This window comes from Thermoanaerobacterales bacterium (genome assembly GCA_030019475.1).
Lineage (GTDB): Bacteria > Bacillota > Desulfotomaculia > Desulfotomaculales > JASEER01 > JASEER01.
On record JASEER010000051.1, the window covers coordinates 1 to 11640 of the forward strand.

General features: G+C 61.8%; 16 protein-coding genes. 12 read left to right on the forward strand and 4 right to left on the reverse strand.

What is annotated here, in order from left to right:
* From QMC81_10670 to QMC81_10695, 6 genes are all read left to right on the forward strand, one after another.
* A partial coding sequence (locus QMC81_10670) for a DUF2442 domain-containing protein (GenBank protein ID MDI6907929.1) occupies positions 1 to 190 on the forward strand: 190 nt, incomplete at its 5' end.
* A gap of 28 nt (positions 191 to 218) precedes the next feature.
* Positions 219 to 452: a type II toxin-antitoxin system HicB family antitoxin gene (locus QMC81_10675; protein MDI6907930.1), complete on the forward strand. Its 234-nt coding sequence runs from the start codon at positions 219 to 221 to the stop codon at positions 450 to 452.
* Positions 453 to 608: 156 nt separating this feature from the next.
* The gene (locus tag QMC81_10680; GenBank protein ID MDI6907931.1) at positions 609 to 890 is read left to right on the forward strand and encodes a hypothetical protein; all 282 of its coding nucleotides are present in this window, start codon (positions 609 to 611) and stop codon (positions 888 to 890) included.
* Entirely contained in the window at positions 887 to 1147 is a 261-nt protein-coding gene (locus QMC81_10685; GenBank protein ID MDI6907932.1) for a hypothetical protein, read from the forward strand. The genes QMC81_10680 and QMC81_10685 overlap by 4 nt, the downstream gene beginning before the upstream one ends.
* A 390-nt stretch (positions 1148 to 1537) precedes the next feature.
* Positions 1538 to 1999: a hypothetical protein gene (locus QMC81_10690; GenBank protein MDI6907933.1), complete on the forward strand. Its 462-nt coding sequence runs from the start codon at positions 1538 to 1540 to the stop codon at positions 1997 to 1999.
* Positions 2000 to 2005: 6 nt separating this feature from the next.
* Positions 2006 to 3433, forward strand: a complete 1428-nt coding sequence (locus QMC81_10695; GenBank protein MDI6907934.1) for an HD domain-containing protein — start codon at positions 2006 to 2008, stop codon at positions 3431 to 3433.
* A 60-nt stretch (positions 3434 to 3493) separates the two neighbouring features.
* Here QMC81_10695 and QMC81_10700 read toward each other — a convergent pair whose 3' ends face one another.
* Entirely contained in the window at positions 3494 to 3913 is a 420-nt protein-coding gene (locus QMC81_10700; protein MDI6907935.1) for a PIN domain-containing protein, read from the reverse strand.
* Entirely contained in the window at positions 3910 to 4197 is a 288-nt protein-coding gene (locus tag QMC81_10705; protein ID MDI6907936.1) for an AbrB/MazE/SpoVT family DNA-binding domain-containing protein, read from the reverse strand. The genes QMC81_10700 and QMC81_10705 overlap by 4 nt, the downstream gene beginning before the upstream one ends.
* A 400-nt stretch (positions 4198 to 4597) precedes the next feature.
* Here QMC81_10705 and QMC81_10710 point away from each other — a divergent pair, with 400 nt between their 5' ends.
* The 6 genes from QMC81_10710 to QMC81_10735 all read left to right on the forward strand — a co-directional run bounded on the left by QMC81_10710 (position 4598) and on the right by QMC81_10735 (position 10736).
* The gene (locus tag QMC81_10710; GenBank protein MDI6907937.1) at positions 4598 to 4834 is read left to right on the forward strand and encodes a hypothetical protein; all 237 of its coding nucleotides are present in this window, start codon (positions 4598 to 4600) and stop codon (positions 4832 to 4834) included.
* Positions 4824 to 5321, forward strand: a complete 498-nt coding sequence (locus tag QMC81_10715) for a PIN domain-containing protein (protein MDI6907938.1) — start codon at positions 4824 to 4826, stop codon at positions 5319 to 5321. The genes QMC81_10710 and QMC81_10715 overlap by 11 nt, the downstream gene beginning before the upstream one ends.
* 337 nt (positions 5322 to 5658) lie before the next feature.
* Entirely contained in the window at positions 5659 to 8895 is a 3237-nt protein-coding gene (locus QMC81_10720) for a S8 family serine peptidase (GenBank protein MDI6907939.1), read from the forward strand.
* Between the two features lie 186 nt (positions 8896 to 9081).
* Positions 9082 to 9576, forward strand: a complete 495-nt coding sequence (locus tag QMC81_10725; protein ID MDI6907940.1) for a nucleotidyltransferase domain-containing protein — start codon at positions 9082 to 9084, stop codon at positions 9574 to 9576.
* A complete protein-coding gene (locus tag QMC81_10730; GenBank protein ID MDI6907941.1) occupies positions 9573 to 9986 on the forward strand; it encodes a HEPN domain-containing protein in 414 nt (137 codons plus the stop codon). Before QMC81_10725 ends, QMC81_10730 begins: the two co-directional genes overlap by 4 nt.
* A gap of 543 nt (positions 9987 to 10529) precedes the next feature.
* A complete protein-coding gene (locus tag QMC81_10735) occupies positions 10530 to 10736 on the forward strand; it encodes a hypothetical protein (GenBank protein ID MDI6907942.1) in 207 nt (68 codons plus the stop codon).
* 41 nt (positions 10737 to 10777) lie between these two features.
* Here QMC81_10735 and QMC81_10740 read toward each other — a convergent pair whose 3' ends face one another.
* The gene (locus QMC81_10740; protein ID MDI6907943.1) at positions 10778 to 11173 is read right to left on the reverse strand and encodes a putative toxin-antitoxin system toxin component, PIN family; all 396 of its coding nucleotides are present in this window, start codon (positions 11171 to 11173) and stop codon (positions 10778 to 10780) included.
* Positions 11174 to 11410, reverse strand: coding sequence for a ribbon-helix-helix protein, CopG family (locus QMC81_10745; protein MDI6907944.1), 237 nt, complete (start codon positions 11408 to 11410; stop codon positions 11174 to 11176).
* Positions 11411 to 11640 lie beyond the last annotated feature (230 nt).

Sequence of the window (11640 nt, forward strand, 5' to 3'; positions counted from 1 at the left end):
GAGTAGGCTGGCCGCTTCGGTTGTGGCTACGGATGTATGGTTCAGCGATGATATGCTCTATACACGGCTTTCCGACGGGCGGGAGATCGGCGTGCCCATCGCATGGTTTCCGCGGCTGCAGAACGCCACACCCGAAGCCCGTGCCAGGTGGAGTTTTATCGGGCGCGGCATCGGGATCCGATGGGACTAGAGGCTGAGTGAAAGGGGTTTGGCAGGCGATGGCCGTTTTAAGTGCATTTGTGGCCGCGGCAATGGCCGAGGTGCGATACAAGATGCTCGATGACGGCACGTTTTTCGGCGAGATACCATCGTGTCCCGGTGTCTGGGCAAACGAGAGCACATTGGAGCGGTGCCGGGAAGTGTTGCAAGAGGTATTGGAGGAGTGGCTCGTTCTCAAGCTGCGTGACCGCGACCCTCTGCCTCCCGTTGGGGGTATTGACCTCAACCCCTAACTTAAAAAACGCCTTCTTCGGGGGCGGCTCTCCCATATGGGGGGAGCCGCCCCTGGCGTTGGAGATGGGGGGCCTTTAAACGCTTGCCGATGGCACCGCGGCATGATACAATGCAGCAAAACGGCATCGCGGCGATGCTGCGAGGAGGCGTTCACCGTGGGGAAGGTGATCGGCAATGTGCAGGTGCAGAAGAGGGGCGTCATCAGCCTCGGGCTGGTCAAGGATCACCTCCGGATTGCGGAGGGGGATATCCTGCGGGTGGAAATCGAGGGCGGCCGGATCATCCTCAGCCCTATGGTCCTGGTCCCCGCCGAGCAGGCTTACTTCTGGTCCGAAGAATGGCAGGCGGCGGAGAAAGAGGCGGAGTACGACATCCGAAACGGGCGCACACGGTCTTTCGAAAACGTTGACGACCTGCTCGAGGACCTGGACCGGTGAGGTTCGTCCGGACCGAGCGGTTTAAGAAGGCCTACCTGGCTCTGCCCCCGCGTGACCGCGAGCGCGTCAAAAAGGCCCTGCGGTTGGTGGCCGACGATCCGTCTCACCCCTCGCTGATGGTGAAGAAAGTACAGGGGACGGCGGATATCCGGGAAGCGCGCGCCTCGAAGGCCTTGCGGATTACCTTTCAGCGCGAGGGGGATGTCGTCATCCTGCGCAACTGCGGCCCGCACGACCCGACACTGAAGCGCCCCTGAAATTTCGGGGACACCATACTGAACTATGGCCGTCAAGCAAGGGGCAGGTAACCGAAGGGAACGGGCGCGGGCGGAGCCGCGCCCCTACTTTATGAGATGCGAGAGGTGAGACGTGAGAGGTCTCCCAAAACGTAGGGGCGCACCTCCGGTCCGCCCGTTCCCCGGCGGCTGCCACGGCGAGCGCCACGGAGCGGCGGTCCTGCTGCGGGGCGGCTTGCCCGTGTACGGGGAGCCGCCCTTTAGCATTAGGGGCAGCCCCGAATGCCAGTCCAAAAGTTGACCCGGGAAGAAGGATTTACACGGGGTAGTACGTAAATATCCATTAGATACCCACCGGACGTTTATTAGAAACCGTCAAAACCTTATATGGAAAAGGAAAGGGGGACGCTTATGGCGCCGGAGCTACTGGGCTTGGCGGGCCTGCTGGGTCGCATGGATTCTAACCTGCGGTTGCACGCCTTTGTCTATTTGGCGCAGGAGTTCGGGTGTTGGGAAGACGCGAAGTATGAGTTTAATTTTGCGTTGAACGTACCCTTCAGCCCCGAGCTGGAAGACGAATTCCTCCAACTGCAGAAGGATCGATCGGTAAGGTACGAGGACGGGGAATACGTCGTCGACACTCCAGCTACTCTCCCTTCAACGCTGAAACATCTGGACGTGCTCCGGGAAATCGCGACTTGGGACACCTGGCAGCTCGTGGATCTGGCGCGTCTCGTTTTCTTGGAAACCGACCCAGTCCCGGAACTCTCTCTTGAGGAACGTGCCAAGAAGCTATTTCTTATGGGGAAAGAGAAGGTGGCAGGCTTAAAGGAACAGATGAAGGGTCTCGATGTGGCCCTTGTCACCGCCTGATGCGACATGCTTGACCCGAGGCGGCGTTTCGATATCGTCAAAGACCCGATCCACGGGTACATAAGGTTCACCCGCGAACGGTTGAGCAAAGAGGAAAAAGCCACGGAAGCCGACCTCATCAATTCTCCCTGGCTCCAAAGACTGCGACACATACATCAGCTCCAGACAGCTTGGTACGTCTATCCGGCGGCGGATCACGCTCGGTTTGTCCATGCCCTGGGCACCATGGAACTGGCCGGGCGGTTTGCCAGGGCCGTCTATGAGCCGTTTCACCGGTTCCTTGAGGGTCGCTTGAACGGGGAACCTCTACCGGAGGTCGAGCATGTTGTCGAGACCTTCCGCGTCGCGGGCCTCTTACATGATGTTGGCCACGGGCCGATGACGCACCTGCTTGACCGAGAATACCTTGTGCCGAGGTTCATGATCACCCACGAGGACATAACGGGCAGGATCATCAGGGATGAACTTAAGGGCCTGATCACAGGACTCAGACGCACCCCGGACGGGTCATTTGAGCAACCGCTTGATGTCGACATCATCTGTGATCTTATAAAGAAAGGTGCGGAAAAGAATCTGACAGACATCTGGCGGCCACTCCACCAAATAATGAGGGGCGCCTACGATGCCGACAAGATGGACTTTCTCCTGAGGGACAGCCTCCTGTGCGGGGAGCGCAAAATGGTGGGTGGGGACGTCGAGCGACTGATGCTCACGTCGTTCCTTTCCAATGATGGGACGAGGCTACAGCTACATTACTCATCGCTCCCGTTATTGGTGTCCTTCCTCAGGTTCCGACAGCATATGCTGGAGATCGTCTATTATCACCGGACGGTCAGAGCTTTTGAACTGATGGTTGGGGAAACCTTGCCTACGGTCGTGGAATGCCTGATTCCGGATAACCCTTGTGAGAACTTGCCTGCCTATCTGAGGTTTGACGAATGTTCGTTTTTCTCATGTGTCAGGGAACATACCTGCTCAGACAGGCATATAGAAGCAGTCTGGAACGGCATTTGGAGAAGGGAGCTGTGCTGGAAACAGGCCGACGAACATAAGAAAGAACTCAATAATCCCCAAGATGTTAAGCCTACTCTTACCGCCGATGAACTCTCCAGCCGCCTGAAAAGCAGGACCGGACTTGTCCCGGGAGAGCACTATCTTGTCGATGCCCCGTCGGTCGAGACCCCGGGTAATGTCTTCAGCTTTGGGCCAGGCGCAAGGGATTCGTTAGCCATCTACTTCAGCGAGAAGCGTGTCGAGACAAAAACAGTGGACCAATTGGCTCAAGCAGGCCTGTTACCTGTTAAGCTACTCCAGTACCGCTTATACGCCCGCAAGGATCTGCCTGATGACAAGGTCAGGGAACTGAGGGACGTTTTTCGGGACAACCTTGGACTGACGCCGGGTTTGGATTCCGAACTGGAGTCGTCCTTCTGAAAGGAGTAGTTTAAAGGGGTCCGGCCCCTTCTTTGGAGAACGGGCGCGGCACAGGCACCCCTACAGGGCGGTCCGGGACGTCTCGGGTTCGCCGACAACAGGAAGACCGAATTGCCGGAAATGCCGGTCGAAAGTGAAGACCAGGGGGATGTTGTGCCTCTCCATAACGGCAAAACTCGTTGCGTCGGTGTAGGAGAAGTCTTTGTCCTGGTACCGCCTGATGATTTCAACCGCCAGCCGCTCATCACCGGGAGTAACGGATAAGACGTTCCAGTCGTAGGTCAGCAGCCATTCCCGCGCCAGGTCCCGGCCGAGGCGGGCCAGCAGCAGGGCGTGGGTCTCCGCTATGAGGAAATTGGTCATAAGCAGCGCCGCGCCCTGCCGCGCCAGGGTGCCCAGAGCGGAAACCGCGGCCTCGTGCCAGGCATCCCGCCGGTTCAAAAGGGCCAGGACGGCGCTGGAATCCACCAGGACGTTCACTTGTGCGTTTCCTTCTCCAGGGCTTCCGCCAGGTAGACGTCATGCCTCTCGGCCAGATCCGAGGGGCCCTCACCTCTACCGATCAGGCGGAAGATGGCGTCCTTGTCGCTGGCTTTCCTAAGCGGGGCCAGCTTGCGCAGGACCAGTTCGTCGCCGTGCACGTAGACCGCCAGGTGGTCGCCCTGCTTGATCCCCAGAAGGTTCCGTACCGACGCGGGCAGGGTCATCTGGCCCTTTGCGGTTACCTTGACCACCTCGAATTGTTCATCCACCGCGATCACCACCGGTAAGAAATCCTTACATGTATCGTAGGTGGTGCCATCGTGTCTGTCAAGTTTAAGTAAAGTGCCATTAGCCGCGGCCGATAACACGGTGGGCATCGTCGGCGCGGCGCTGGTTTTAGTAAAGGGTCAGGCCCTTAACTAAAAATGGTCGTCGGCCGTCAGTCGTCGGATGGCGGGATCGCAGGGATTCCCGGGCGGAGCCGCGCCCCTACGATGTCGGCGGCCGGGCGGAGATGAACGGACGGGGCGGCTTCCTCCTGTGCGCGGGGAGCCGCCCTCTTCCTTTACAACTACGACTGAGGCGGCCTGTCAGTTCTTGTTGCCGGTTGCTTATCTAGCTTTACGTCAAGATTTCTAACCGGTATAATCTAGATACAGGTTGGAATGAGGGGGTGTGGCCGTGCGCCAGAAGATCGGGACATCGATCAGCCGGCCGCTGCTGATGAGGGCCAGGCTTTTCGCCCTGCGGCAGGGGAAGCCGTTGAACGAAGTGATCGAGGAGGCCCTGGAGCAATACATGGCGACGGCGGAGACACGCGGCGGGAAGTCGGTGGTCGAGGCCACCCGGGGTGTCCTGGCGGCGTCGCCCGAGGTGGTCAGGGGCATATTGGAGGATGATTCACTCCTTGACACTTGATTTGCTGGCCGACGGGCAGAAGGTGTTCATTGACGCCAACGTCTTCATCTATCATTTCTCCGGGGTCTCACCGGCGTGCTCGCGTTTTCTGACCCGGTGCGAGGCGGGGGCGCTGGACGGCGTCACATCGGTCCAGGTGGTGCTCGAAGTTCTGCATCGGCTGATGATGCTGCAGGCTGTCATGAAAGGCCTCGTCTCTCCGGGTGGCGTGGCGGCCAAGCTCAAGAGGCGTCCCGAGTTGATCCGGGAACTGTACGGCTACGCCGCGTACGCCCTGCGCATCCCGGAAATGGGCGTGCGGGTCCTGCCATCGAATATGGATGACTGCCGGCGCAGCCAGCGGGTGCGGGATGAGTATGGCTTGATGACCAACGATTCGATGGTGCTGGCGGCGATGGAAACCGCTGGATGCGTCAACCTGGCGTCCGCCGACGCGGATTTCGATCGTGTATCCGGGATCACTGTCTACAAGCCGGGAGATGTGTAGTTAAGCAAAGGGCTCGGGCGGGCGGGCAACGGGTGCGGGTGGAGCCGCGCCCCTACGATGTCGGCGGCCGGGCGGATGGCACGTCAGGCGATACAGCCCGGCGTTTTTTTTTGCCCCGACCGCTGGTGACGGGAGGGACGCGGTAAGATTTGGTCGAAGAATCCTTACTTTGAAGAATTTGTCGAGAGAGGGGGGATGCCCCGGCGCTAATGGCCCGCGGGACGGCGTCGGCGCGGCCTATCTGGTGGACAAGGCGACAGTGGCGGAGGAACGTGATCCACGGCACCGCGTCGGATGAGCGGATGGTCGAAACACGTAACAGGGGAGGAGAGTCGGGTTGATCTTGAGGCGAGTTGTTGCTCTGGCGCTGGCGTTTTTGCTGGCGATGAGTTTTATGGTGTTGCCGGCTACGGCGGGCGTTAAGGGGACGCGCGCGGGGGACGCGGGCGGCCCCGGCGCGGCCTACGTGCCGGGCGAGGTGATCGTGAAGTTTAAGGACACGCCGGGCGCGGAGGTGAAGGCGCAGGTGCTCGGGGCGCACCGGGCGCTCGGGCTGGCGGAGAAGAAGGCGCTGCCCGGCGGGGCGGCTCTTCTGCGGACGGGGGCCGACGTGGAGGCGGCGGTGGCCGCCCTGCGGACCGACCCGTGGGTGGAGTACGCCCAGCCGAACTACATCTACCACGTGGCGGCGGTGAACTATGCGAATGAGCCCCTGTGGAACCAACAGTGGGGGCTGAATGACGCGGATTACGGCGCGCGGGCGCCCGAGGCCTGGAACCGCACTGCGGGCTCGGACGGCGTGATCGTGGCCGTCATCGACACCGGGGCGAACGCCGGCCACCCGGATCTGCAGGGCCGCCTTGTGGCCGGTTACGACTTCGTGAACAACGACGACGACCCGGCGGACGACAACGGGCACGGGACGCACGTGGCGGGCATCATCGCCGCGGCCGATAACTCGGTGGGCATCCTCGGCGCGGCGCCGGGGGTAAGTATTATGCCGGTGAAGGCTCTGGATGCGTCCGGCTCTGCGGTTCCTGTGGGAACGACCGATTCAATTGTGGATGCTATCAACTATGCGGGCACTCGCGGTGTGGATGTAGTAAACATGAGCTTCGGCGGCCAGCCGAGTGACGAACCGGGGAATCCCACCAAATACTTTGATCCTGCTCTCTACTACGCTATCAAAGACTACCCCAATACTCTTTTTGTAGCGGCTGCCGGGAACGAAACCAATGATAACGACGCGTTACCGGTGTACCCCGCTTCTTTCAGTGTTACCAATATGTTTAACGGCACCACCTACCCGGCCTTGCCCAATGTGGTGGCGGTGGCCGCCCTGGCGCCCAACGGGGCGCTGGCGGACTTCTCGAACTACGGGGATGAATCGGTTCTCCTGGCCGCGCCGGGCGAGAACATCTGGAGCGCGCTCCCGGCCTTCCCGGACGCGGGCGTGGCTGTGGCGGTCTACGATGAAGCCAAGGGTTACAAGAGCATGTTCTGGGGCTTCGGCCTGGAGGACCTGTCTACGTCCGACCAGGTTTACGACTGTCTGACGCGGACGGTCCGGGACTGGTTCGGCCTTGCACCGGGAGCGGACGTGCTGGTTGTTGATGACGACCATGGCATGTTTGGCGATACAACCGGCTACTACACCGGTGCCCTGGCCGACGCGGGCTACAACTACCAGTTGATCGAGGTTCCCCAGGGGGCGGTCGGGCCGTCCTCGGTCGTGATGGCGACATATGACGCCGTGATCTGGCAGACGGGATGGGCATGGTGGAGTGACGCGAATGGTATGGTGAGCAACCTTACGGACGCCGACATCCAGGCCCTAACCGCCTACCTTGACGGCGGAGGGAACATCCTTCTCTGTGGCCAGGACGCGGGCTACCTGATCGAAGGCAGTGACTTTTACACAATCTATCTGAAGGCGGAGTGGCTGCAGGAGGCGACGGACCTGCTTGTTCTCCGGCCCCTCACCGGTCTCCACGCGCCCTATGGGCAACCTGTGGACTACGTTTTCAACGAAGCGATAACCGACCTTGACCTTCTGAGTGCCCGGCCCGGCGGGGAACTTGTGCTCGGCGTTTCGGACTACGCCGCCTGGTCCGGCACCTCGATGGCCGCGCCCTTCGTCTCGGCCGGGGCGGCGCTGGCGCTCTCCCTAAAGGGCAGCCTTTCACCGAGTCAGTTGGCTGACATTCTGCGGAACAAGAGCCGTGCATTGGGCTCCCTGGACGGCAAAGTCGCCTCCGGCGGGACGCTGGACCTGGCCGCCGTCACGGCCTACGTCGCGGGCCTGTCCGCGCCGCCCTCCGGCGGCGGCGGCGGCGGTGGAGGCGGCGCCCCGGCGCCGACGGCGACCCTGCCGCCCGGCACCGAGGAGTTTGACACCACCGGCGACGCGCAGAGCCTCTCGGCCCTTGACGGTCAGGTTAACCTCGACCTCCCGGCGGGGGCGCTGCCGGACGGCGCGAAGGTCACCGTGAAACTGGCCGCCGACGAGCCGGAGAAGGCGCCGGCGGGCGCCGTGGCCGTAAGCCCCGTCTTCAGCTTCGAGACCACCGCGGCCCCGGCGAAGCCGGTGACGGTGCGCCTGCGCTACGACGCCGCGAAGCTGGCCGGCCTCGACCCGCGCGCGCTACTGGTCTTCCGCCGGAACGGCGACGGTACCTGGACGCGCGCCGGCGGCCGCCTGGACCGCGCCGCCCAGGCCGTGTCGGTGGAACTCGACCACTTCTCCGAGTACGCCGTCTTCGGCGTCCGCCGGTCCTTCCCGGACATCGCGGGGCACTGGGCGGCGAACGACATCGCCCTGCTGGCGGCGCGCGGCGTCTTCGACGGCGTCGTCTCCGGCGCCTTCAGCCCGGACCGCCCGGCGACGCGGGCGGAGCTGGCCGCCTTCCTGGTCAACCTGAAGGGCCTGGCCCCGGTGACGCCGCTGCAGCCGACCTTCAGCGACGTGCCGCCCACGTCCCGGTACTACGGCGCCGTCGAGGCGGCGGCGCGGGCCGGACTCATGGCCGGCCTCCCGGACGGCAGCTTTAAGCCCGATGCCACCGTCACCCGGGAGCAGATGGCCGCTATGCTGACGCGCCTGGCGGGCCCCCTCGGCTCCGGCGCGACCGGCCCCGTTAAAGCGCCGGCCTTCGCCGACGCCGCCGGCATCGCGCCCTGGGCCAAAAACGCCGTGGCCGAGGCCGCCGCGCGCGGCCTGATGCTCGGCGTGGCCGCCGACCGTTTCGCCCCGAAGGCGACCATAACCAGGGCCCAGGCGGCGGCCATCCTGGCGCGCCTCGGCGACCGCCTGGGCCTCTTCGAAGTGACGACCACGGTCACCGGCACCCTGACCTGGTCCGCCGTGGAGAAGCCGCACTGGGAGCTGGCCGCGGGCGGGAAGGTCTACGTCCTCCTGCCGGACGCGGCCGACAAGGCCACGGCCGCCTTCCTGCAGGCCAACCAGGGCCGTGAAATCACCGTCACCGGCATCCCGGCCGCCGGTCCCGACATCTACATGCGCGGCCCGGTGCTCCGCGTGACATCCGTTTTCAGTAGGGGGTCAGGCACTTAACTAAAAAGTTTTTAGTAAAGGGTCTGACCCTTTACTAAAAACCCTTTACTAAAAAGGGGGCGGCTCTCCCATACGCGGGGAGCCGCCCCCGGCGTTGGGAGGCGGATTAGGAAAGTTATTGTTTACGAGCGGCAGGTTTACGGTTTACCCTATTTGTAACAAGTTCGGTAAATGGGGTCTAGCCCGATGAAACTCCTGGATACATTCGGCGGTTTTCTGGCTGAGATTGAGCGTCAGGCCAAGGCTTTTTATGGTGAGCGACTCGTTACACTGGCTATCTTTGGATCAGTGGGCAGGGGAACACCGAGGCCGGATTCCGACGTCGATCTTCTGTTGGTGATCGATCGGTTGCCGCGGGGAAGGTTGGCGCGAATCAGAGAATTTGACCGTGTTGAACAGGCCCTTACCCCTTATCTGCAACAACTCCGGTGCAAAGGTATCGATACCTGCCTTTCACCGGTGATTAAGTCACCGGAAGAAGTCTTGCGGGGGAGCTTGCTTTTCCTGGATATGATTGAGGACGTACGCTTGCTTTACGACCGTGAAGGCTTCTTTGCCAGGTTTCTGGACCGTTTCCGTAAGCGGCTCGAAAAGCTCGGGGCTAGACGGGTGAAAAGCGGCGGGGCATGGCACTGGGTGCTGAAAGACGATTACCAGGTCGGGGAGGTTTTCGAGATATGACCAACCGTACCTTGGCGCAGAGCTACCTGATCAAAGCCATTAAGCGTCTTAAAATCCTCTCTGTGCTCCTGCAGGAGGAAGCCTACTCCGATGTCATCAGGGAAGCTCAGGAGATCGTGGAACTGGCTCTTAAGGGGATGTTGCGGCAAGTAGGGGTGGAGCCGCCCAAGCAGCACGATGTCGGCGGCCTTGTGGTGGAGTTTGAGAGCCGGTTTCCTTCCGAAGTTGCGGCCAACGTTGGACGCTTGGCCCAGATCTCTAAGTGGCTTCGCAAGGAGAGGGAGTTTTCCTTTTACGGCGACATAGATTTCATCCCCACGGAGGAATACACGGAGGCCGACGCGCAAAAGGCGATCAGTGATGCCTCGTTCGTTGTGGAGATGGCCCGGCTGACAATCCCCCCTGACTAGGACGGTCAAGCCCAATCGTTTAGTTAAGGGTCAGGCCCTTAACTCCCGGCGCTCCAGGGTCTTATGCGTTGTCCGGCCAAGCTGGCAATAGATGCAGTCCGCCCCAGCCGGCGTGACGGAACCGGGCCGAAGACGTGTCGGCACATTGTGCTCCTCATCCCTCAAACAGTTTTTAACGTACCATAGACGTCTACCCCCGGGGAGTCACGTTGCTGACCCCGGGGGTTCCTCTTCCACTTTACGCCAGTGGTTCCGCTCCCGAAACGAAACAGGGAAGCGTATCAACCGGACAGCGGTCAAACGGTTAAACGAAGCCCGAAGAAGGATCTTCGGCGATCGGGTGCTGCCCGGCAGTTCGGTGGATCTGATCCGGATTTCGGGGACACCATACTGAACCAGGCCGCCGGCAGGGCGGCGGGTGAACGGACGGGGCGGCTCCCTCCCGCGCGCGGGGGAGAGCCGCCCTTTTGCATTGGGAAGTTGAACGGCTGGGCGCCGAGGATCTGGCCTTGACGCTCGATGACCTGGAGAAGCTACGGCGAGATGAATAGGCCGCTGTACCTGGTCGATACCTCTGTTTGGATCCTTGGCCTGCGGCGGCAAGGCGTAACCGTCCCGGCGACGGACGTCCTCATCGCCGCCCTGGCGCTGGTCAACGGTTGCCTGCTGGTCCACCGCGACCACCACTATGAGATGGCACGGGAGGTGTTCCCCGAGCTGCGGACCATGCCGGCGGACGGCATACCCTGACGGGTAATACACGGGGGAGCCGCCCCTGCCGCTGCTTAGCGCTAGTATCCGATGTTTCCCAGGAACTCGGAGGGAAGGACAATACGGATCCCCTCAAAGTGCCGCAATGGGTAGAGGTGCTTGCGGTCCCCGGTGACCAGGTGGGAAGCCCGGCCATCGACGGCGCACTCCAGGATACGGTTATCGCCGTCACAGACCTCGACGACATGCAGTCTGGCTGCCGGCGGTACTATCTCCGCAGCCGTATCCGTTATCAGCAAACCGAACTTTAACCGCAGGACACGTTCCAGTTCTTCGAGAATAAAATCTGAGGTAAGAAGGGTGTAGCGCCTCTGCATGGCAAGGCGGAAAGCTTTGTCCGGAGGACCTCCGGGGAAGATGAGCGCGGAGAGCAAAACATTGGTGTCCAGGACCGCCCGGACCTCCGCCCGGACCATCTAATGCCGGACCTCGTCCACCAGGCGCTCCACCGCCTCCTCGTCGGCGATGCCCATCTCCGCAGCGCGGCGTGCGGCCATCGACTGGGCGGCGTCCCATTCGCGCAGTGCGATGTACTGACGCAACGCCTCCCGCACCATTTCACTCCTGGTGCGCTGTTCCTCCCGGGCCAGCCGGTCGGCCCTCTCGGCGAGAAGCGGGGGCAAGGATATCGCCCACACTTTGGTGTCGCGCATATGTGGCACCTCCCTGGGTATTACAAAGTATTACCGCCTACAAGATTATCATACGGTGCGTGTGGCGTCATTGTCAACGGCCGTCAAGCAAGGGGCGGGTAAGCAAAGGGGACGGGCGCAGGCAGAGCTGCGCCCCTACGATATCAAGGAAACCACACATCGAACCGCAGGGGTTTTTAGTAAAGGGTCAGACCCTTTACTAAAAACGTAGGGGCGGACCTCTGTGTCCG

Bases quoted from the DNA above. Each gene is read 5' to 3' on its own strand.
- QMC81_10695 (MDI6907934.1), top strand. From the start codon at position 2,006: ATGCTTGACCCGAGGCGGCGTTTCGATATCGTCAAAGACCCGATCCAC.
- QMC81_10730 (MDI6907941.1), top strand. From the start codon at position 9,573: ATGACCAACCGTACCTTGGCGCAGAGCTACCTGATCAAAGCCATTAAG.
- QMC81_10735 (MDI6907942.1), top strand. From the start codon at position 10,530: ATGAATAGGCCGCTGTACCTGGTCGATACCTCTGTTTGGATCCTTGGC.
- QMC81_10745 (MDI6907944.1), bottom strand. From the start codon at position 11,410: ATGCGCGACACCAAAGTGTGGGCGATATCCTTGCCCCCGCTTCTCGCC.
- QMC81_10690 (MDI6907933.1), top strand. From the start codon at position 1,538: ATGGCGCCGGAGCTACTGGGCTTGGCGGGCCTGCTGGGTCGCATGGAT.
- QMC81_10725 (MDI6907940.1), top strand. From the start codon at position 9,082: ATGAAACTCCTGGATACATTCGGCGGTTTTCTGGCTGAGATTGAGCGT.
- QMC81_10740 (MDI6907943.1), bottom strand. From the start codon at position 11,173: ATGGTCCGGGCGGAGGTCCGGGCGGTCCTGGACACCAATGTTTTGCTC.
- QMC81_10675 (MDI6907930.1), top strand. From the start codon at position 219: ATGGCCGTTTTAAGTGCATTTGTGGCCGCGGCAATGGCCGAGGTGCGA.